The sequence below is a fragment of the Luteolibacter pohnpeiensis genome (assembly GCF_016595435.1).
Lineage (GTDB): Bacteria > Verrucomicrobiota > Verrucomicrobiia > Verrucomicrobiales > Akkermansiaceae > Luteolibacter > Luteolibacter pohnpeiensis.
On the sequence record NZ_JAENIJ010000028.1, the window covers coordinates 1 to 20,722 of the forward strand.

The 20,722-nt window shown below is 51.6% G+C and carries 17 protein-coding genes and 1 tRNA gene; 9 read left to right on the plus strand and 9 right to left on the minus strand.

The annotated features are described in order from the left end of the window. Positions 1 to 84 precede the first annotated feature (84 nt). From JIN85_RS15320 to JIN85_RS15345, 6 genes are all read right to left on the minus strand, one after another. Positions 85 to 159 (minus strand) — tRNA-Val (locus JIN85_RS15320). 146 nt (positions 160 to 305) lie between these two features. Then, positions 306 to 1,868 carry an NAD(P)/FAD-dependent oxidoreductase gene (locus tag JIN85_RS15325; protein WP_200272301.1) on the minus strand — a complete coding sequence of 521 codons (1,563 nt, stop codon included), beginning with the start codon at positions 1,866 to 1,868 and terminating at the stop codon, positions 306 to 308. Between the two features lie 23 nt (positions 1,869 to 1,891). Continuing rightward, positions 1,892 to 2,251, minus strand: coding sequence for an acyl-CoA thioesterase (locus JIN85_RS15330; protein ID WP_200272303.1), 360 nt, complete (start codon positions 2,249 to 2,251; stop codon positions 1,892 to 1,894). A 12-nt stretch (positions 2,252 to 2,263) separates the two neighbouring features. Then, entirely contained in the window at positions 2,264 to 2,734 is a 471-nt protein-coding gene (locus JIN85_RS15335) for a DoxX family protein (RefSeq protein WP_200272304.1), read from the minus strand. Then, positions 2,731 to 3,201, minus strand: coding sequence for a Jag family protein (locus JIN85_RS15340; RefSeq protein WP_200272306.1), 471 nt, complete (start codon positions 3,199 to 3,201; stop codon positions 2,731 to 2,733). The genes JIN85_RS15335 and JIN85_RS15340 overlap by 4 nt, the downstream gene beginning before the upstream one ends. A gap of 32 nt (positions 3,202 to 3,233) precedes the next feature. Next, entirely contained in the window at positions 3,234 to 3,671 is a 438-nt protein-coding gene (locus tag JIN85_RS15345) for a GAF domain-containing protein (RefSeq protein WP_200272308.1), read from the minus strand. Between the two features lie 101 nt (positions 3,672 to 3,772). On the opposite strand from JIN85_RS15345, the gene JIN85_RS15350 reads away from it, so the two are divergent. The 9 genes from JIN85_RS15350 to JIN85_RS15390 all read left to right on the plus strand — a co-directional run bounded on the left by JIN85_RS15350 (position 3,773) and on the right by JIN85_RS15390 (position 16,292). Then, a complete protein-coding gene (locus JIN85_RS15350) occupies positions 3,773 to 4,909 on the plus strand; it encodes an aldose epimerase family protein (RefSeq protein WP_234047457.1) in 1,137 nt (378 codons plus the stop codon). A 99-nt stretch (positions 4,910 to 5,008) separates the two neighbouring features. After that, positions 5,009 to 6,997 (plus strand): sodium:solute symporter family transporter, encoded by a 1,989-nt coding sequence (locus JIN85_RS15355; RefSeq protein WP_200272310.1) that lies wholly within the window; start codon positions 5,009 to 5,011, stop codon positions 6,995 to 6,997. Between the two features lie 78 nt (positions 6,998 to 7,075). After that, positions 7,076 to 7,687 carry an MBL fold metallo-hydrolase gene (locus tag JIN85_RS15360; RefSeq protein ID WP_200272312.1) on the plus strand — a complete coding sequence of 204 codons (612 nt, stop codon included), beginning with the start codon at positions 7,076 to 7,078 and terminating at the stop codon, positions 7,685 to 7,687. Positions 7,688 to 7,793: 106 nt separating this feature from the next. Beyond that, positions 7,794 to 10,427, plus strand: a complete 2,634-nt coding sequence (locus JIN85_RS15365) for a hypothetical protein (protein ID WP_200272314.1) — start codon at positions 7,794 to 7,796, stop codon at positions 10,425 to 10,427. Continuing rightward, positions 10,424 to 11,065 (plus strand): hypothetical protein, encoded by a 642-nt coding sequence (locus JIN85_RS15370; RefSeq protein WP_200272316.1) that lies wholly within the window; start codon positions 10,424 to 10,426, stop codon positions 11,063 to 11,065. Before JIN85_RS15365 ends, JIN85_RS15370 begins: the two co-directional genes overlap by 4 nt. A 62-nt stretch (positions 11,066 to 11,127) precedes the next feature. Beyond that, a complete protein-coding gene (locus JIN85_RS15375) occupies positions 11,128 to 12,051 on the plus strand; it encodes a prenyltransferase/squalene oxidase repeat-containing protein (RefSeq protein ID WP_200272318.1) in 924 nt (307 codons plus the stop codon). Between the two features lie 41 nt (positions 12,052 to 12,092). Further along, positions 12,093 to 13,574 (plus strand): hypothetical protein, encoded by a 1,482-nt coding sequence (locus JIN85_RS15380; protein ID WP_200272320.1) that lies wholly within the window; start codon positions 12,093 to 12,095, stop codon positions 13,572 to 13,574. Continuing rightward, positions 13,561 to 14,907: a hypothetical protein gene (locus JIN85_RS15385; protein ID WP_200272322.1), complete on the plus strand. Its 1,347-nt coding sequence runs from the start codon at positions 13,561 to 13,563 to the stop codon at positions 14,905 to 14,907. The genes JIN85_RS15380 and JIN85_RS15385 overlap by 14 nt, the downstream gene beginning before the upstream one ends. Further along, the gene (locus tag JIN85_RS15390; RefSeq protein WP_200272337.1) at positions 14,904 to 16,292 is read left to right on the plus strand and encodes a hypothetical protein; all 1,389 of its coding nucleotides are present in this window, start codon (positions 14,904 to 14,906) and stop codon (positions 16,290 to 16,292) included. The genes JIN85_RS15385 and JIN85_RS15390 overlap by 4 nt, the downstream gene beginning before the upstream one ends. On the opposite strand, the gene JIN85_RS15395 is transcribed toward JIN85_RS15390, so the two are convergent. Genes JIN85_RS15395 through JIN85_RS15405 form a run of 3 tightly spaced genes read right to left on the minus strand, consistent with a single transcriptional unit; the run spans position 16,276 to position 20,710 of the window. Continuing rightward, positions 16,276 to 18,459 (minus strand): molybdopterin oxidoreductase family protein, encoded by a 2,184-nt coding sequence (locus JIN85_RS15395; RefSeq protein ID WP_200272339.1) that lies wholly within the window; start codon positions 18,457 to 18,459, stop codon positions 16,276 to 16,278. The genes JIN85_RS15390 and JIN85_RS15395 overlap by 17 nt on opposite strands. A 12-nt stretch (positions 18,460 to 18,471) precedes the next feature. After that, entirely contained in the window at positions 18,472 to 20,091 is a 1,620-nt protein-coding gene (locus JIN85_RS15400; protein ID WP_200272346.1) for a DmsC/YnfH family molybdoenzyme membrane anchor subunit, read from the minus strand. 28 nt (positions 20,092 to 20,119) lie between these two features. Further along, complete coding sequence (locus JIN85_RS15405; protein WP_200272348.1) at positions 20,120 to 20,710, minus strand: flavodoxin domain-containing protein; 591 nt, start codon at positions 20,708 to 20,710, stop codon at positions 20,120 to 20,122. Positions 20,711 to 20,722 lie beyond the last annotated feature (12 nt).

A 20,722-nucleotide genomic window follows, 5' to 3' on the forward strand; every position in this document is an offset into this window, starting at 1 on the left:
CCCAATCTTTGGTGTAGACCCACAAAAGGCTGACTCTCGAACTCTTGAGAATTGCTAAACGTTGAATTTCAACGATTTGTAAAATGGTGCGCGATACTGGGTTCGAACCAGTGACCCCCTCCGTGTCAGGGAGGTGCTCTACCACTGAGCTAACCGCGCTTTCCGTTAGCGCCCTTGCGGGCGGGCGAGAAGCTAGGGTGATGATGATGAGGGATGCAATCCCTTTTTTTAGTTTTTCTGCGATCTGTTTTGCAGCCGATGGGAGATCTTGCGCGGATGACGAAAAATGCAGCCCTGATAGGCTTTCAAGAGTTGCAGGCATCGGCAATGCGCAGGCCGTCCATGGCGGCGGAGACGATGCCGCCGGCGTATCCGGCTCCTTCGCCACAGGGGAATAAACCGGCGATTTCCGGATGCTCCAGGGTGTCGTCCCGGCGTGGGATTCGCACGGGCGAGCTGGTGCGGGTCTCGAATCCCAGCAGGAGTGCCTGGCTGCTGACATAGCCGTGCATTTGGCGGCCGAAAAGGGAAAGGCCTTCGCGCATGCGGCTGGTGATCCAATTCGGCAAAATCTCATGCAGGGGCGAGGATACCGCACCGGGGAAGTAGCTTGTTTCCGGAAGATCGGCGGAGATTTTTCCGGCAATGAAATCGGTGACCCGTTGGCCGGGCGCGACTTGGCCGCCGCCACCGGCGATTTTTGAGGCGCGTTCGAGTTCTTTCTGGAATGCCAGCCCGGCGAGGATGCCGTGTTCTTTTTGCAGCGGTTGCAGGTCTTCCGGTTCAACCGTGGAAACCATGCCGGAGTTGGCGAAAGGGGAGTCGCGGCGGGACAGGCTCATGCCATTGACCACCACTTCGTCGTTTTCCGTGGAAGCTGGGACGATCCAACCGCCCGGGCACATGCAGAATGAGTGAACGCCTCGATCGCGGATTTTGGTGGCGAGGCGGTATCGAGCGGCAGGCAGCAGGTCCGGCCGCGCTGAGTTTTTTGGCAGGTGGTATTGGACGCCATCGATGAATGGCTGCGGATGCTCGATCCGGAAGCCGACCGCGAAGGGCTTGGCTTCTAACAAAATTCCTTTGGCGGCGAGCAGTCGGTAGATATCGCGCGCCGAGTGACCGGTGGCGAGGATGACGGAATCGGCCGTGATTTCGTCACCTTTTGCGGTCACCACGCCGCGGATGCGGTTGCCGGTGAGGAGGAAATCGGTGACTTTGGTTTCGAATCGGACTTCGCCTCCTGCGGCGATGATCGATGCGCGGATGGATTTCACCACGTTCGGCAGCAGGTTGGAGCCGATATGTGGGTGGGCATCGGTCAGGATGCGTTCAGGAGCTCCGTGGGCGACGAGGATTTCGTAGACCCTGGCAACTGGTCCGCGTTTGGTGGCGCGGGTGTAGAGCTTGCCGTCAGAAAAGGTTCCTGCACCGCCTTCGCCGAAGCAGTAGTTCGATTCCTCGATGACGCGGCCCTCGCGTAGAATCGGGGCAAGGTCGAAGCGCCGGGCGCTGGCATCTTTTCCGCGTTCGAGAACGATGGGCTTGAGGCCGTTTTCAAGGCAGCGCAATGCGGCGAAAAGTCCGGCTGGGCCGCAGCCGATGATGATGACGGATTTCGCACCCGCAGGGAGGGCGGGGGCGCTCCAATGTGGCGCGGGTTCTGGCTCGAATGGTTGGTCGATTGCGACGTCGAGTCGCAGCTGGACCTTGATTTTCCGCTGGCGGGCATCGATCGAATGCTTGCGAAGCTTGGTATCGACGATGCGTTTTGGGGAAATGCCTAATTTTTTGGCGGCGGCATCGCGCCGGGCGGATTCAGTTTCGGATTCTTCAAGCGGAAGAATGATGTCGACGGTCTCGGTCATGGGGCCGGGCGAATCTAGCGATCTCAGGGCGCGGGCTGGATTTTCACTTTGTTGCCGGAGTCATCGACAGCGACGAAGGTCGAGCGGGTGGAAAAGATCGGGATTTTCTGATCTTTCTGCTGCTTGTCGAAAACTTCGACCGAGTAGGTGACGCTGGTATTGCCCTGACGGATGTTTTTGCAATGGATTGCAAGAATCGTCCCTTGGCGGACCGGATGGTGAAACTCCACGGTATCCAGGCCGATGGTGACGAACTTGTGGTCCGGATAATCCAGGCTGGCGGCGATCCATGCAGCCTCATCCACCCAAGCTAGCAGGCGGCCCCCGAACAGGAATCCGTAGTGATTGAGATCTCCGGGGAGGACGAGGCGATGATTTTCCATAACAGACCGGCGTTACCAGCGGCGGCGCTTTTTATCCTGATAAATGGCGGCGTCCAGTGAGTATTTGCCGGGGCCGGCAAGGATGATGACCACTGCGATGAGGAGGTAAAGCAATGCCGGTTCTTTGGCCGCAGGCGAAGTGGCACCTAAGAACAATGGCGCGTCATGGAGAACCTCAAACGCTGCCACCACCATGGCAAATCCGAGCACAAAGGCAGCGGGTCGTGTGGCCAGGCCAATCACGATCAAGGCGGCGGCACCTACTTCTGCACCGATAGTCGCCATCAGACTGATGGGTGGCGACATGAACTTGAATGGCAAGAAGTGAGGCACGTGCCAGTTGTCCTTCAATTTATCGAATTGGTGATACTTTCCCATGCCATGGCCCAGGAGCATCATCAGTCCGCCGGAAACGCGAAGCACCAGAAGTCCAAAGGAGGCGAGGGTATCGCGTGTGCCGCAATCAAAGAGAAGTCGTTTCATTCAGGAGAGACAGATTGGTTTTTCGCAGAAATGAGGATTCGCTTCAGCCGATCATCCCCGTCTGGCGAATGGGAAACCACATCCGGGTCTTCGACGAGAACATTGTGCACCAGACGGCGATAGTAGGCGTTGAGTGGTCGCATTTTGAAAGACTTGCCGGTGGATTTCACACGCTCGGCGATGCTGCGGACTTCCTCCTGGAGTCGGTCTTCCTGGATTGCGCGGAAGTGTTCGCAGTCGACCTTGACGCGGATTGCTTTGGAATCATGCCTACGGAGGATACGGTTGACGAGATATTGCAGATCATCCAGTCGATCGCCATCTTCGCCGATGATGGCTTCCTTTTCGCTGGAGTGAATCTGCAGGCAGGGACCGTCGTCGGTTTCCTGCTGCTCGATGGACGCGGTGAATCCAAGATGCCCCAGCATCGTATCGAGAATTTTGTTCGCAGTGTCCACAGTCGTCATGCTGGCGAATCTAGGTGCAATCAAGCATCGGGTCAATCTCTGGAGAAGGCCGAGGCGATTTCCTCCGCGTGCTTCGCGAGCTGCTGTTTTTCCTCGTCGGAAAAGTCGTAAGGCGTGTATTTGCCGACGCCGAGAGTGCCGATGACCTTGGCTCCATCGGCTGAGAAAATCGGCACAGCGAGGGAACCGGAGACCCCGGTCGCGCGTGCGCCAGCCTTTGCCACTCCTCCGAGATCTTGCTGCAGGTTGCAGAGCTCGACAGGTTCGCGGGTTTGTGCGGCAACCCCGGCAATGCCTTTGCCAAAGGGAATTCGGGTGACTTTATCCATCAATGATTCCGGGATTCCAACGGCTGCGACAAGATCCAGAAACTCACCTGTTAGATCGGTTTTATGAATGGTTCCGGATTGGCAGTCAAAGTGTTGGAGTGCCTTGGTAAGGTAGGATTGATAGACGGATGAATCGCTCATGGGAAAGGGGTAGCACGGGCTTGTCGATTCGTCACGCGGAGCCGGTTACGAAAATGGAGCTTGGCAACAGGGTGGGTTCGATTAGTAAAACCCTCCCACGCATGAAAACCCATTTACTGCTCATCCCGGCGATAGCTTTGGCTATATCCTCCTGCAAAGAAAAACCCGCAATGACTCAGGACAACGAGATCAAGGAAGAAGTATACGGAAAAATGCCAGACGGTCGTGAAGTGAAGATCTTCACCCTGAGCAACAAAAATGGCTATATCGCGAAAGTAACCGAATACGGAGCGATCCTCGTTTCCGTGGAAGCCCCCGATAAAGACGGCAATGTCGAGGACATCACTCACGGCTTTGACGATCTCAAAGGCTGGCTCGGCAACACACCGTATTTCGGCGCAACGGTCGGACGTTTCGGCAACCGCATTGCCAATGGCAAATTCACCCTGGATGGCAAGGAATACACCCTTCCAACCAATAACGAGCCTGGTGGCATTCCATGCTCACTTCATGGCGGTACGGAAGGATTCAACCAGAAGCTCTGGACCGGGAAGGAAACTGACGATGGCGTGGAATTCACCTACGTCTCGAAAGACGGCGAGGAAGGTTACCCCGGCACTCTCACGGTGAAGGTGACTTACAGCCTGAATGATGACAACGAATTGAAATGGCATGCGGAGGCGACCACCGATGCGCCGACGGTCATCAACATCGTCAACCACACCTACTGGAACCTTTCCAACGATCAGAATAGCAAGATTCTCGATCACATCGTGACCCTGAATGCGGATCATTATCTGCCAACCAATCCTGGTTTGATCCCTACGGGTGAAGTCGCTCCGGTTGCTGGCACTCCAATGGATTTCACCAAGCCGACCGCGATCGGAGATCGTGTCGAAGACGATTTTGAAGCGTTGAAACTTGGCGGTGGTTACGACCACGCCTGGGTCTTGAACAAAGGTGAAGGCGTTCGTTTTGCGGCGAAAGTCGAAGATCCGAAATCCGGTCGTGTGCTTGAGATCTCCACCGATCAACCTGCAATCCAATTCTATTGCGGAAACTTCCTGGACGGGACCGTGACCGGTAAAGATGGCATTGCCTATGGCAAGCGCACCGCGATGGCTCTGGAAACCGAAGGCTATCCGGATGCACCAAATCATCCTGAGTTCCCATCCTCGGTTCTTCGCCCTGGCGAAAAATACGAGCACACCATGATCTGGAAATTCTCCGTGGAGTAATTTGCCTTATTCGAGAGTCCTCAACTCAAGCGATTTCATATGATCATAAACCCTTGTGTGCAGTGGTTGGCCCAGACTACGCCAACGACAACCGGGCCGATGAGTACGCTTGATGTCGTACTTTTCCTTGTGGCCGTCATTGGTGTCATTGCGTTTGGCATTTGGCAGGGAAATAAAGAGAGCGGCGCCCCATCGGATGATGGTGCCGCTGGCTATTTCCTCGCCGGCCGCGGTCTGACTTGGTGGCTGGTTGGCTTTTCCCTGATTGCGGCGAACATTTCGACAGAGCAATTCGTCGGCATGTCCGGGTCTGCAGCCGATTGGCTGGGGATGGCCATCGCATCCTACGAATGGATGGCTGCGATTACGCTGGTCGTCGTGGCATTCGTTTTCCTGCCGAAGCTGTTGCGCTGCGGAATCTATACCATCCCGGAGTTCCTCGAATACCGCTACGGGCTGTTTTCCCGAAACGTCATGGCGATCTCGACTCTGGTCATCCTGGTCGGTGTGCCAACCGCGTCGGTGATTTACTCGGGAGCGAAAGTGATCTCGGTATTCTTTGCCGGATATCACCTGATGGGCATGGATCTTGGATCGATCACCGTTGGCTGCTGGATCATTGGCATCGCCGCTGCCATCTACGTTTTTGTGGGCGGCTTGAAAGCATGTGCCTGGACGGATTTGATTTGGGGTGCGTCTTTGATCGTTGGCGGCGCCATCGTCATGTTTCTCGCATTTGGAGTCATGCGCGATGCAGATCCTGCAGAGCTGATTCTGACGAAAGTTGAGAACTCAACCGCGACTCAGGAAGATATCGCAAAGGCAGGTCCATTTGAGCGCTTCATGTTGCTGAACAATGGCAAGCACGATGAAGCCAAGGCAGTAACCGGAGAAAACCTTTCCGGTGGCAAGCTTCACATGGTTCGTCCACACGATGATCCGACCATTCCATGGCCAGCATTGCTGCTCGGACTCTGGATTCCCAACTTCTTCTATTGGGGGCTGAACCAATACATTGTGCAGCGAACTCTCGGATCGAAGTCGCTGGCAGAAGGACAGAAGGGTATCGTTTTTGCGGCTGCCCTGAAGTTGATTGTGCCGTTCATCGTCGTCATCCCGGGTATCCTGTGCTTCAACCTGTATAGCAGTGATCTGCGTGCGCAGGGGGCCATGAAGAATTCGAAAACCCTGAAGGAAATGCGCGCGGCAAAGGACACGTCGATTTATCCATTCACGGAAAACTTCGCGCTGACCGAACCTGACTTGGCGCGTGAAGTAATCGCCCATAACGAGACGATTTCAGGACTGAAGGCAGCAACGCTCGCTCCAGATGCGAGTGCTGAATCCATCACAAAAGTGAATTCGGATTTGCTGAAAGCCGCAAAGGATAAAAAAATCATGATCAAAGGGAAAATGAAGAAAATCCCGACGGGCACGAAACTCCTGGGCTACGATTATGACTCAGCATTCCCGACCTTGCTGAAGAACCTGCTGAAGCCCGGATTTACCTGGTTCGTTCTTGCGGCGATCTTCGGAGCGGTCGTTTCGTCATTGGCTTCGATGTTGAACTCCGCATCGACGATCGCGACCATGGACATCGTTCGCAAATTGAAGCCGGAAAGTTCGCAGTCCAATTTGGTTGCCTACGGTCGTGGCTTCACGTTGCTGTTCGTGCTGATTGCCTGCGTCATCGCTCCTTCACTGGGGAGTCCGGCGTTTGGTGGGATTTTCAACTTCATTCAGGAGTTCCAAGGTTTCATCAGTCCGGGCATTCTTGCGGTGTATCTCTTCGGATTCCTCATTCCGCAGGCACCCAGATTCCTCGGATGGTTGGGCATCAGCATCAACATCGTGCTTTATGGTACCTTGATGTGGAAGCTGCCGGATATGGCATTCCTCAACCGGATGGCGATCTGCTTTGTAACAGTGCTCATCGTGTTGACCATCAGTACGCTAGCTAAGCCGCTGGATAAGCCGGTTGTCATGCCTACCACCGATTTGATTGTCCTCGAATCGTCAAAGGTCGCCAAGATCTGCGGCATCGCAGTCGTGATTTCGACTTTGATCCTCTATTTCATCTTCTGGTGATTTAAATCCGGATTCCGAAATTTCCAAAACGCTCCGTTCTCTATTGGACGGGGCGTTTTTTGTTTTCAATAATTCGGCATGAAGATCACGGCTTACACTGGCGGGTTTGCGCAAACGAATGCTTACCTGGTGGAAACCCCGGAAGGCACCTTTCTCATTGATGCTCCGGAAGGAGTGGCTGCATGGTTGGCGGGTAAGAATGTCCAGCCGGAGCATGTGTTGCTCACTCACCAGCACTACGATCACGTGCTCGATGCCGCAGCTCTGCAAGATGCAGGCGCGAAGCTGCATGCGTTTAGCGACTATTCTCAGGATTTGACTCTGGAAACCCTGATGCGTGCTTCCGGCGTGCCGATCTCGGTGGCACCGTATTCAGTGGATTTCAAACTGGATCCCGCAGATTCACCGTGGAGTTACGCTGGGGTGGAAATTTCTCTCACTCATCTGCCCGGCCACTCGCCAGACAGTGTGATCCTGCACGTTCCTGCGGAAAAGATCGTGTTTTCGGGGGATACGTTGTTCACAGGTTCGATTGGCCGGACCGATTTGCCTGGTGGGAGCCAACGCATCTTGCTGGATGGAATCGCCAAGCACTTGATGGTTTTGCCTTCGGAAACCCGTGTTTTTCCGGGCCACGGCCCTTCTTCGACAATTGGTGCGGAATCTGCGAGCAATCCGTTCCTGCAATGATTCGTCTGTCATTTTTGCGGTTTCGTGAAATCCGCTGGATATGCGACGTATTGTTTGGGACTTTTAGTCTGCAAATCCGAATGTTGGAGTTTGTCTGATTTTTTCCATGCCTGATCCATCCGCTCCTCTTGAATCCACAGTTGCCATTCCGGAGAGCCTCCGGAAGCAACTGGAGGAATTCCGTCGCGATCTTTGGCGGGTCAAGGTATTGGAAGCGATCATTGCCGGGCTGATTGGACTGCTGGCGTCCTTCCTGCTCGTATTTGTTCTTGATCGGTTTTGGACCACGCCGGGATGGGCGCGCCTGGTCATTCTCATTTCTGGAACTTCGCTGTTTGCGATTTTTGCACCGTTTTGGCTTCACCGCTGGGTTTGGCGGCATCGACGCGAAACGCAGTTGGCCAGGTTGATCGCACGCCGCTACCCCGGCCTGGGGGATCGACTTCTGGGCGTCATCGAGCTGCAAGGGCAGACGGGCAATGAAGATTCGCTCTCCCCACGACTTCGGGCCGCTGCCATGGAGGCTGTTGCTGCTGAAGCCGGGCGGCGGAAATTACGGGACGCATTGCCACCGCAGCGCTATCGCCGATGGGGCTGGATCGCCATGGTGCTGGTGATCGCTACCGGTGCGGTCTTGGTGATCGCGCCGCGAGCGGGCTGGAATGCGTTTCAACGTTGGGCAATGCCGTTGTCAGACACGGATCGATACACCTTTACCGTGTTGGATCATCCACCGAAGTCATTGGCTGTGCCATTTGGTGAAAGTTTCGAAGTCATCTTGCACTTGGCGGAGAGTTCGGAGCGCAAGCCGGCCGTGGCAGATGCGCGGTATGGCTTGCAGCCGATGATTTCCGCGAAGCTGGACCACCATGCCTATCGCTTTTCATTCCCCGGGCAACAGGAGCCTGGCACGGTGGTGTTCCGGGTTGGCGATGTGAAGCATCTCTTGCGGGTGGAGCCCGTGCAACGCCCGTCAATCATGAGCACCACGGTGCAGGTGACGCCTCCTGCTTATTTGCAAATTCCCACCAGTGAGAGCGATCTCAGCTCCGGAACCATTAGCGTGGTCGAAGGCAGTCGCCTGAAATTTATCCTCAAGAGCAACCGGGCGCTCGCGGCGGCGACCTACGGGCCAACTGTGGCCTCTGGCAGTCAAGATTCCGGAAAATTCCAGAGTGAATCAGGATCGCTGAGCCTCAAGGGTGATGCATCGACAACGCCTGAATTTACCATTGGCAAGGTGCCTTTCGAGATTCCATTTGAGTGGACAGACCAACTCGGACTTTCTGGCGCGGAAGGGTTCAAGCTTCGAGTCGATGCGCTGCAGGACGTCGCGCCGACCGCATATTTGCAAGGGATCGATCGGCAGAAAGTCATGCTGCCGGAGGAAACGGTCGATTTCGAAGTTCTCACGGAAGATGATTTTGGGGTGAAGGCGTGCGGCCTGGAATGGCAAGGCGAGTTCACCAAGCCAGCCCCGGGCAGTCCTGCAAAAGGTGAGATGTTACTGGCCAAGGGCGCACCAACCAATCGGCGACTTTCGAAGACCGCGTCGTTTTCACCTGCGGCGTTTGGCATTTCTCCACAGAAAATTTCACTTCGCGCCTTCGTGGAAGATTATTACCCGGAACGTGGACGTGTGTATTCCGAGCCTGTCACCATTTACGTCCTCACTCGTGAAGAGCATGCCCAGTTATTGAAGAGCCAGTTTGACCGGACCATCAGCGGGCTGGAGGATTTGGCGCGCAAGGAACTGGGCAACTATGAAGAGAATCAGCGCCTGGATCGGCAGGACGGCTCGAAGCTCCAGGAGGAGGAAAATCACAAGCGGATCGAAACTCAGGAACAAGCGGAGGCAGAAAACACCCGCCGCATGAAAGAGCTGACCGAAACCATGGAGAAGCTTTTCAAGGATTCGACTCGCAATGGTGAAATCGACAAGGAGACGATGAAAAAAATGGCGGAAGCCATGAAGCTGATGCAGGAGCTATCTTCAAAAGATATGCCGGACGTGCAGCAGAAGTTGCAGGACGCTGGCGATGCTTCCAATACGGAGGAGAAGACCAAACAGGACATGCAGGAGGCCGTCGAGCAGCAGAAGAAGGTGGTCGAAAAAATGCAGGAGGCGGTTGAAAAGGGCAGTGATGCGAGCAAAAACCTCGAAGCCGGGACATTCGTAAGTCGTCTGAAAAAAGCCGCGTCCGAACAGGATGGCATCGCCCGTTCATTGATTGATCGTTTCAGCGAGGTTTTGGGCGAGGCGAAGCCGGACTTGGACCCGGCCGATTCGCGTTCGCTGGATCTCGCCGTCCAGCAGCAGCTTTCGACAGCCTCGGACGTCCGTTGGATCCGGGAAGATTTGGAAAATTATTTCGCACGCACCGAGAAGCCGGTTTTCAAGGAAATCGCGGATGCGATGAATGAGACTCAAATCGACATGGGCTTGGAAGAAGTCCGTTCACGCCTTGTCGCGAACTATTCGTTCCGTGCCACCGAAGGTGCGAAGAAATGGTCAGACCAGCTCACTGCATGGGCGAAAAAGCTGGATGATGAAATCAAGAAAGACCAAGGCGGTGGCGGCGGCGATGGAGCTGGTGGCAGTTCGGAAGATGAGGATTTCGAGTTTATGCTGCGCGTCATGAAAATGGTCCAACAAGAACAGGATCTCAGGGCGCGGACGCGCACCCTGGAGCAGTTGAAACGTTCTCTGGAAGTTGAAAAGGAACCAACCCAACCATGAAATCGAATGCATTATCACTGATCCTTCTCGTTGGATTTCTAGGTCCGGTTCATGCGGAAGAGAAATCCACGGATGATTCTGCAAGCACGGAAGAAGTGTTGGAAAAACACTCCAAAGGCGCGGAGGAAGTGGCGAATGATCAAGACGAGTTGTCGGCGGATGTCCAACAGCTCGCGATGGAGCAAACCGATCCTAAGGTGATCGACCTTTTCAAGCAGATTGAGACGATCATGGACGAGGCGACCGACCAACTTCTTGAGCCGGACACCGGTGGCAAAACGATCGCCGCGCAAACCGAGATCATCGAGAAAATCCACGAGGCTGCAAAGGCGCGTCAAAACCAGCAAGGCAACAGCCAAGCGGGTGGGGCCATGATGGATATGTTGGAACGCATGATGGGACAGGAGCCCAATCAGCAGGGACAACCCAAAGACGGACAACAACCGGGCGACACTCCGGGGACCGGAAACAAGTATAACGAATCGGATGCGCAAAATCAGGCAAGTGGTGGCTTGTCCAACCAGGCAACTGAAGAACGGCGTGTCCCCAAGGCATCGGGTAAAGCCGGACACACCTTGCCAAGCGAATTTCAGAAAGCGCTGGATGCCTATAACCGGGGTCTTGAAAAAGTGAAATGAGACTCCTGAGTTACATCCTCTTTTGCATGTTGAGCGGTCTCATTTCCGCTTCATCGCAACCCATGCCTGGACGGCAAGATGATGTCATTCCACCGCAGGTTGAATTGATTTACGGGCGCGGCTTGGAATATCTGGCAAAATCTCAAAACGACCGGGGTTGTTGGAATGATAATACCGGCACTGAGCCAGGAGTGGTCGGCTTATGCGTAGCCGCGTTTTTAGCACATGGTGAGGATCCCAATACTGGACCCTATGCGGGGGTGATCGGCAAAGCATTGGAATACATTCTGTCCGAGCAAAACCAGACCAACGGCTACATCGGAAATAATATGTATAGCCATTGTTTCGCGACCAAGGCCTTGGCGGAAAGTTATGGCATGGTCGATAATCCTAAAATTGCACCAGCTTTAAGAAAGGCGATTGATTTGATACTTTCGGCCCAGAAACGAAATAATTTCAAGGCGTGGCGCTACACTCCGGAAAGCAAGGACGCCGATACCACCGTGACCGGAGGTCAGATGGTCACGCTCTTTGCCGCACGTAATGCCGGACTGGAAGTGCCTGACGAAGCGATCAAGAATGGTCTGGCATTTCTCAATAAATGCCGCACGGATGATGGATCGATCGGTTATACCTCGGCCATCGGCGGCAAGCCTTCACTGACTGCAATTGGTGTTTTATGTCATTGCCTTGCGAAGGAGCCGGTTACCAAGGGGTATGAAAAAAGCCTCAGCTTTCTCAAAAAGAATCTCGAATTCCGCGACCGCTATTACCCGTACTACTACGAATACTATATGTCGCAAGCGCTCTTCCATGCCTCCGATGAAGCGTGGCAGGAGTGGAACGCGTCTAACATCCGCTATATGGGTGCGCTGCAAACGCGGGACGGTTCATTTCCAGGAAATCAGGGCGAAGCATTCAGCACGGCGGGTGCTTTGCTGTCACTTGCTCTCAATTACCGATACCTTCCGATTTACGAAAAATGATTCGAGGTCTATTAGCACTAACATTTCTGCCTTGGCTTGCGATGACTGCGGTTTCCCAGTCGTTGAAGGATGAAACCAACATCGAATCAGAGTCGCTACAGCCACAGGATGATCTGCTGCGTTTCTCCAATGGAGATCTGTTGCACGGGACATTCAGTGGAATCGGTAATGGCACATCCATCGTCTGGCAGCGAGAGGATGTGAATGCACCGGTAGAATTCAAATCATCGGAGGTTCGCCAGGTTGTCTTGAGAGGCGGTCGTCCTGAAGCGAGTTTGCCTTCGCTTTCCAACATCACCTTGGTGAATGGGGATCGGATTGCAGGTGAGATCAAGCTTCTGGATTCCGATAAGGTAACAATCGACACATCGTATGCCGGTATTCTGCAATTTCCCAGAGCGAGTGTCTCAATCCTGGCGCCGTGTCCATTGGGTGGACGTGTGCTTTATCAAGGTCCATTCGCGAATGACGACTGGAAGCTGATCAATCCATCCGAAGAAAGCACAAAGGACGCAGAATCGGATTCGGAATCCCCCGGGTGGAAATTTTCTGGAGCCGCTTGGTATGGACAGAAGGAAAATAATGGGACGGCACTGGCGCAAAAGGAAGGCATGCCGGATCGGGCTCTGCTGCGATTTAACGTTGCCTGGCGCAATCGTTTCTCATTGGCCGTCGCTTTCCATGCGGATTTTGCGAAGCCGGTAAATGAGGATGAAGATGAGGAGGATGGACCCGGAAAAGTTCGCCGTGCCGGTGATGCCTCATCGTTTCCATGGATTTTTGGCAATAGCTATGTGATTCAGATTTCACAAAGTTATGCGATGCTTTATCGGTCAGGTTTTGATGCGGATGGCAAGCCGACACTCGATCCCATTCGCTCGATCAATTCCAACTTGAGATTGGATGAATCGGGCGAAGCGATTGTTGAAATCCGATGCGATCGTTCGACGGGAGAAATTTCATTATTTGTGGACGATCAATTTGTATCACAGTGGAGCGAGCCAACTTCTGAAGAGGATGATGGAAATGCTTACGGCGGAAAAGGGAGTGGATTCGGGTTTTTCGTGAGTCCGAACAATACCAAGGTTCGCATATCAGACATCGTGATGGCGGAGTGGAACGGCATGCCGGATGCCGCTCGAAGTTTACAAACGGAGGGATATGACATCGTTCTCCTCACCAATGGAACAGATCGCTTTTCCGGAAAAGTAACGGGTGTTGCGGATGGAAAGGTCAACCTGGAGGGGCGATATGGGCCATTTGAGTTTCCACTGGATGAGGTCGCTGAAATTCGCTTCGCGAAGAAGAATTTACAAAAATCAGAAGCTCCTTCGGGAAATCAACTTTCGATACGGATGAAACCCATAGGAAAAATTTCTGGGAAACCGATTTCGGGCGACGCCAATTCCATTCGGCTCTTACAACCATTCACAGGGGAAGTTCAGGTGGATTTGTCTTCAGTGGTGATACTCGATTTTAACCCTTCCGATAGCTTTTTGGATGATTGGGATGAACAATACTGATCGAATTGCAGCATATCTAACGATTGCAATGGCGGTTCTTCCGAACTTCGTCACGCGTGCTGATGTGATTGAACTAAAAGGGAGCGATCGTCTGGATGGGATTGTTAGAGGGATCAGTCCAGATGGAGTTGAACTCGAATCAGAACTTTCACCAAAGCCGGTCATGTTGCGCGGCGAAGCAATTCGCCGTGTAACATTTAGTTCCGAGGGGATGCCTGAAGACATTCCATCAAGCCAAATCGAATTGAGTAATGGGGATTTGCTGGCGGTAAATCTGGAGTCCCTCGATGGTGGTCACTTGATCGCCAATACGCCTTACGCTGGAAAAATTGATTTTCCCAGGTCTGTGATCCAAACGATGCAGATGGGCGTATTCCAGCAAAGTGTCATCTACTCAGGTCCGGGACCACTGAAGGAATGGCAGGGAGGAGCAAATCTCAGTACTGCATGGACATGGGAAACCGGAAGTTTGCACATGGAAGGACCTGGGATCATTTCCAAGGAGCTGGAATTACCGGATCAATTTGCGATCAAATTTGATCTCCATTGGCGAGATACGCCGAATATCGATATCAGATTTGCGGATCCTCTCGTGGAAGATGGCAAACCTTGTGATCGATATATTTTTCGCTTTGCAAGTAATGGGATCGAAGTTCGAAGGGAAGCTGAGTCAGGTAAGCGATATACCACCATTATTCCACTATTCCGGACGGCAGATTTTTATCCGGGTAACCAAATTGAAATTGAGATCCGCGTGGATCGCCCAAAAGCCATGTTATATCTCTTCCTAAATGGTGAGCGAGAAGGACGATATCATGATCCGGTGCCAAATGTGCCGAGTGGTAACGGTATATCGATCGATACCAGCCGGGCAGGAAGAAATGGAAGTCATGAACTGACAAACCTTCAGGTGCTTGATTGGAATGAACAAAGCGACCGGTACAGAACTGAGGAGCGTGGAAATGCATTGACTGATTCGATGATTGAGCGATATGGAGATCGATTCAGTGGCAAACTCCAATCAATTCAGGATCGGGGGCAGGGCATGGAATTCGTTTTTCAGACAGATTTTCAGTCGGCTCCTATTGTTCTGCCGGAACAAGATGTTTCGACCATTTTTCTCAAAGAGGAAAGTGGATCCACTTCCAAGCAGGAACAGGCTGACTACATCCTTCGATTGAAAACTGGAGGATTTCTCCATGTTACTGCCTGTAACTTTGATGGTGAGAAGGCAGTTGTTCAGCACCCATTATTAGGTGAATTAACGATCGATCGCTCCGGAGTTACTGAATTGGAAAAAATCGCAACTAGAACATCAGGAGGTAAAAGATGAAGAGATCGGTTTTCATTTTTTGGTCTATTGCTAGTTCAATGGTTCTGGCTGCAGAGGAGACTGCACCTGCCAATTCAATGCTCCGATTTGTCAATGGCGACCAACTCTCTGGTCACATGGAGAAAATAGACCACGACCAACTGGTGTGGAACGCTCCGATCTTAAGCCAATCGGTTCCGTTTTGGCTGAAAAAAGTTTTGGATTTGAAGCTCCCGTCGAAAATTCAGGATTCGGAGGGTAGTCACGAAGCAACCATCTTTCTGGCTCGCGGTGACTCGATTCGAGGTCAACTGGTATCTGCAAATGAAAACTGGGTGGAACTTCAAACTTGGTATGCTGGCCGATTGAAGTTCAAACGGGCTTGGATTAGAAAAATCACCATCGAAGAAAAATCGGAGTTAATCTATCGCGGGCCAAACAGCATGTCCGAGTGGACCAAAGCTCGAGAAGCATCCGCATGGAATTATGAAGAGGGATCATTGATCTCACGCAAGAGCGGTGGAATTGGCAAAGATTTCGAATTGCCCGATGAGTTTGAGCTGTCTTTCGATTTGGCTTGGCGGGGGAGCTTGCGATTTAATTTGTCGTTCTTTACTGAGGATGTTGAAACGATCCGTCCCAAAGAAGGCTACGAAATCATCTTCAATAACCGGAATTTGAATTTTCGCAGATGCAACGGCTCGGAATGGCTGAATGATGCGATCGTTCCTGAACTCTCTGAAAATGAGAAAGCACATATCAAGATACAGGCAAGCCGGAAGACAGGGACTGTCTGCTTCTATGTTGATGGACGTATCATTGGGGTTTGGAAAGATCGTGCCGTGGTAGGTGCAAAATTTGGGAAAGGTATTAACTTTTCTGCTCAGAATACGGCACCTTTGCGCATTTCTCGAATCGAACTTACTTCTTGGAATGGGCTGGTGACTGAACAGCCTACTCCTAACCTGGCTGGTATAGTCGGACGTGGGATGGCCACGAATGACGGGACCAAGCACAAAGATGACATGGATGTTGCCGAGTCTGAAGGTAGGATGCTGTTACGAAATGGTGATAGCTTGCTGGGTGAAGTTGAGTCGGTAAAAGATGATCAGATCACGGTGAAAACTCCATATCGAGAGGTAACGCTGCCGTTGAACCGATTCAAAAATATCAGTCTGAAAGAAGCAGACCTCGAAGAACCGAAACGCGAAAAGGGCGATATCAGGGCGTGCTTTTCAGATGGCACATCCATTGTCTTTCGAATGGAATCAATGAATGAGAAAACCATAACCGGCTATAGCCAAAATTTTGGAACAGCTGAATTTGATCTTTCCGCATTCAATAAAATCGAATTCAATATATACGATCAGAAATTCGATTCGATGAGGGTTAAATCCGAATGGTGACAGCGCAAAGTTTGTAGTTTGGCTGTCTTGAGTATGGGTCGAATGATGAGTGCGTGAGGGTATTGACCTGAGGATAATGCATCGGGATGAACAATTGCCCTGATTGAACGGTCGGAGCAATGTAGGCTTGGGCTACGATGCTTCCACGTCGTGAGGTGATGGTTATTTGTTGAAGGTCTTCAATGCCTAATCTCGCAGCATCTTTTGGATGGATTTCTACATAAGCCTCAGTGGGATAGAGTTTTTTGAGAATGGCGGATTTGGCGGTTCTGGTTTGGGTGTGCCATTGGCTACTCGTTCCGCGCCCGGTCAATAGCTGAAACGGATAGTCTGCATCGATAGGCTCCGGGTTTTCCGCTGGTGAGGAAAATAATAATTTGGCTTTTCCACTAGAAGTATAATATTTGCGATCCGCAAAAAGTCGCCGTTCCTGCTCTTGCTCGAGGCTGTCTTTTGGGTAGGGCCATTGAATCCCGCCTGCATCGTCAATCTGCTGGTAGCTCCTGATACCGGTGATGTCACAAGGTCGATCTTTGGTGAGATCGCGCAGCAAATGAAATGCTGATTCAGGATCCGTCCATTTCGAAAATAAATCCCCACAACCCCAGGCATGTGCGATGAGACGGAATATCCTAAAATCGGATAATGCCATGCCTGGTGCCTGATGGACGGCTTTGATCGTTCCAATTCTTCTCTCGGAATTGATAAAACATCCGTCCTTTTCGCCCCATGCAGCGGCAGGGAGGATGAGATCAGCAACTTGTGCTGACTCAGTCGTGCGATACATGTCCTGCACTACGAGAAAATCCAGTTTTTCTCTCAGACGAGCAAGGCGTCCTGAATCGATCCACGAGTGGAATGGATTCGTGGCAACAATCCAGAGCCCTTTGATTTTTCCCTCTTCTGCGGCTGCAAGAATTTCATCATATGCCATCGAGGCTTGGGCGGTTATTGAATCTTCCGGGATACCAAGGCCATGCGCGACTTTTCGGCGATGCTCAGGATTTTGAAAATCATGTCCGCCTACGAGGGATGTCGTATTCGAGAATAGCCGAGATCCCATTGCATTGCATTGCCCTGTAATGGAATTGGGTCCGGTTCCTGGCTTGCCGATGTTACCGGTAATGAGGCAAAGATTGATGATCGCCTGTGCGGTCCGCACTCCCTCATAAGATTGGTTTACGCCCATGGTCCACCACCATGAAACGCGTTTGCCAGGTTCTGAAACAAGTCGCGCTAATGACTCAATCTGCTCATTTTCGAGGCCTGTTTTTGCCGATACCTTCTCGGGGGCATATGCTCTGACAAACTCACGATATTCATTGATCCCTTCAGTCGCCGAGATTGAGTCTTTATCAATCCGTTCATCCCTGAGAATGCAATGTGCAAGGGCATGGAGAAGAGCGAGATCCCCTTTTGGTTTTAATTGAATGTGCTTGGTCGCAGCTTGAGCAGTTTCGGTGGAACGTGGATCGATGACGATGATATCAGGATTGCGTTTGTTCCGCATGACCCTCTGCCATAGGATAGGGTGAGCAATGCAGAGATTCGAACCGATCAAAACGATCACGTCTGATTCTTCGAAATCTGCATAGCATCCAGGTGGTGCGTCGAAACCGAATGATTGTTTATAAGCAGTCACCGCGGTTGCCATGCATTGGCGGGTGTTCGCATCTCCGTGGATGAATCCCATTCCAAATTTAAAGAGACAGCCCAAAAATGCCATCTCTTCGAAAGAAATTTGCCCGGTGGATAGAAAAGCTACCGATTCATTGCCATGCTTCCTTTGAATGCTCTTGAGGCGCTGGGTGAACTCAGAGAGTGCAATTTCCCAACTGATTTCGCAAAGATCGCCATTGGCGTTCCGTAGCAACGGGGTAGTGGCTCGATCCTCCGAGTGTAATACATCCAGAGCCTGCCAGCCTTTCGGGCATGCCATGCCCAAATTCACCGGATATTTTGACTGAGGTGTTAGATTGATGGCGTTTCCACCTTGATCGCGATGGATTTTTAATTGGCAGCCAGTAGCGCAGTATCCGCAGATGGAGGTTGTAGTGCTGGTTGGCTTCAATCTTGAGGGAACATTCCCAAGTCCAAAATTGCCCGGTTCCTGGACCAACTCGCGAGTTAATGGTCCGCTATGCTGTTTTAAGAATTGATGAATCATGGGGCAATTCGGTTAATGCGATTTTGACGGTCCAAAATTACCTGGCATCTTCGGCGCATAAACAGCTTGGAAAAATAGCTGTCGTTCCAGGATTTCAGAGATGCACAGGACAAGTGCAGTAAGCCAAGGAGAGATGATCGCTAGAGCAATAGCCACAAATGGGAGAATAATTCTTGCTGCTAGAATTTTTCTTAATGGGCCACATTGCACTTTAGCGCTGTGCAAATCAGGCGACCAGCTATCATGGCTATTCCAAGTGTTGCGGATGATTAGTAATTCCGGAATCAATTTCATCGAAACGATTCCTGTAAGCAGGAGAGCACTCAGCGCAGATGGAGTGATGATCAGAATGCCAGCAGCTGCGAAGGTGAAAAGTGTTCCGTAGAAACGCGCTGCAGTCAGCTGAATCCGCCAGGATATGCGGTGCGTATCCACATAAATCATCACACTGGTGAATATGGCAAGCAGACCAACTGGAAGGACAGAGTAACTAACTGCTAGATTGATCAAATCTTTGAATGGGAAATCAGGAGTCAAAAACAAGGCGCTGTAGATAACAGGGATGGGGGCAAACATCGAAAATGCGAGAATTTCGCGTGATAGCCAGGATGTCCGCAGCCCAAGGAAAAATCGCCAGGCCTTAAGTGGTTGACCAAGGTGGAATAGACTTGCAGCCATGCCTGCCATGAAAATTGCTGTTCCAGCCCATGCGAGAATAGGTGAATGATTTTTGCCGACCAAAGCAGAAGTTGATAATAAGCCGATTCCAGCTTGTGTAAGAGTAAGCATGAATATCAGAGGCCAATGAGCATGCTGTGGGGTTAAAGCTGACAAGTCAGCTGCTTTGATCCGATCGGGCAGATTTCGGCCAACATATCGAGTGGCCGGCCGGGTCACGCAGGAATTGGGAATACCCGATGGTAATTTGTAGTTTTTTGAAAATAGTGAGATTCGATCAGGTGCAAGAGGGGACTTTGTAGGCACCTTTACGATCCGGATCGCTTCTGTTGGACACGCTTGAACACAAGCCGGTGCTTCACCTACAGCAAGTCTTTGATGGCACATGTCACATTTTCTAACAATACCTCGTTTCTTTGAAAACTTCGGAACATCGTAAGGGCATTTCAAAATGCAATAGGAACAACCAATGCATTGGTCATCTAGGTGCCGGACAATTCCTGTGTCGGGGTTTTTTTCATAGGCGCCGACCGGGCATCCGTTAAGACAACCTGGATCTGCGCAATGATGACATGCAGTTGTAATGGTCTGCTGCCATCCAGAATGTTCTTCAGGTTCAAAGATGGTGCCAACGTCTCTCCATGATTCGTCATCATCGAGCCCATTCAAAGAATGACAGGCGGATACACACGATTTGCATCCCGTGCAGCGATCTAGTGATACCTCAAATGCGTATTGCTCTCCGAGCTGTGGTTTTGACAGTGGAATGAGTGATCGGTATTGCTCAGCTTGATCAGGATCAGACTCGTATACCTCAGCATATTTGGCGATAGGCGTTTGCAAGCGCTTCTGTTCCGCGAGTAGCGAATCGATTAACGTTCTGCTTCCTGAATTCGTCCCAAATTCTAAGGACTCCAGTGACGGACCCGTTGGTCGTTCGAGAATCGTTTTCAAGATCGTATTGGTTGAGGGTGGGAGACGACTATGCGGCGGATAAACCAAGCTCGATTTGAGAAGTCCAACTTTCAAAGGGATCATCATAGTCGACGTCACATTCGACAATTGGAGTAATCCGTTTAGCCCCAAGGGCAGCGAGGCGCTGATCGAAGTCGCGCCCGCATTTGCAAAATTCCGCGTAGGACGAATCACCTAGCGCTAGAACCGAATAGGCCAATGTGTTGAGTGGAGGAGCAGTTTCTTCGTGGAGTAAGCGGTGGAATGTGGCTGCGTTGTCCGGTGGTTCTCCGTCACCATAGGTTGAAGTAATTAAAAGAAGGTGTTCGATATTTTTGAGATCATCTGGCGTCATGCTGGCGAGGTCTCTTATCGAGGAGATGCAGCCCTTTGAATTGAGTTTTTTTGATAGTTTTTTGCTGAGTGATTCGGCCGTTCCAGTTTGGGATCCAAATGCAATCGTTATGGATTTTCCTGATGCTGTGGAAGGCTCTGTAAGCGAAGGCTGTGACGGATTGGATTGCTGTTGAATGGTCGAATTGATCCCGTCTAGAAATCCTTTGATCCACATTTTTTGTGAACAACTAAAGGGTGCATTTTCAGGTAATGTAAGTTTCATGGTGATAAACTT

What these genes read in the sequence shown, in the direction of transcription:
- JIN85_RS15325 (WP_200272301.1), bottom strand. Translation starts at nt 1,868, where the DNA reads ATGACCGAGACCGTCGACATCATTCTTCCGCTTGAAGAATCCGAAACT.
- JIN85_RS15330 (WP_200272303.1), bottom strand. Translation starts at nt 2,251, where the DNA reads ATGGAAAATCATCGCCTCGTCCTCCCCGGAGATCTCAATCACTACGGA.
- JIN85_RS15335 (WP_200272304.1), bottom strand. Translation starts at nt 2,734, where the DNA reads ATGAAACGACTTCTCTTTGATTGCGGCACACGCGATACCCTCGCCTCC.
- JIN85_RS15340 (WP_200272306.1), bottom strand. Translation starts at nt 3,201, where the DNA reads ATGACGACTGTGGACACTGCGAACAAAATTCTCGATACGATGCTGGGG.
- JIN85_RS15345 (WP_200272308.1), bottom strand. Translation starts at nt 3,671, where the DNA reads ATGAGCGATTCATCCGTCTATCAATCCTACCTTACCAAGGCACTCCAA.
- JIN85_RS15350 (WP_234047457.1), top strand. Translation starts at nt 3,773, where the DNA reads ATGAAAACCCATTTACTGCTCATCCCGGCGATAGCTTTGGCTATATCC.
- JIN85_RS15355 (WP_200272310.1), top strand. Translation starts at nt 5,009, where the DNA reads ATGAGTACGCTTGATGTCGTACTTTTCCTTGTGGCCGTCATTGGTGTC.
- JIN85_RS15360 (WP_200272312.1), top strand. Translation starts at nt 7,076, where the DNA reads ATGAAGATCACGGCTTACACTGGCGGGTTTGCGCAAACGAATGCTTAC.
- JIN85_RS15365 (WP_200272314.1), top strand. Translation starts at nt 7,794, where the DNA reads ATGCCTGATCCATCCGCTCCTCTTGAATCCACAGTTGCCATTCCGGAG.
- JIN85_RS15370 (WP_200272316.1), top strand. Translation starts at nt 10,424, where the DNA reads ATGAAATCGAATGCATTATCACTGATCCTTCTCGTTGGATTTCTAGGT.
- JIN85_RS15375 (WP_200272318.1), top strand. Translation starts at nt 11,128, where the DNA reads ATGCCTGGACGGCAAGATGATGTCATTCCACCGCAGGTTGAATTGATT.
- JIN85_RS15380 (WP_200272320.1), top strand. Translation starts at nt 12,093, where the DNA reads ATGACTGCGGTTTCCCAGTCGTTGAAGGATGAAACCAACATCGAATCA.
- JIN85_RS15385 (WP_200272322.1), top strand. Translation starts at nt 13,561, where the DNA reads ATGAACAATACTGATCGAATTGCAGCATATCTAACGATTGCAATGGCG.
- JIN85_RS15390 (WP_200272337.1), top strand. Translation starts at nt 14,904, where the DNA reads ATGAAGAGATCGGTTTTCATTTTTTGGTCTATTGCTAGTTCAATGGTT.
- JIN85_RS15395 (WP_200272339.1), bottom strand. Translation starts at nt 18,459, where the DNA reads ATGATTCATCAATTCTTAAAACAGCATAGCGGACCATTAACTCGCGAG.
- JIN85_RS15405 (WP_200272348.1), bottom strand. Translation starts at nt 20,710, where the DNA reads ATGAAACTTACATTACCTGAAAATGCACCCTTTAGTTGTTCACAAAAA.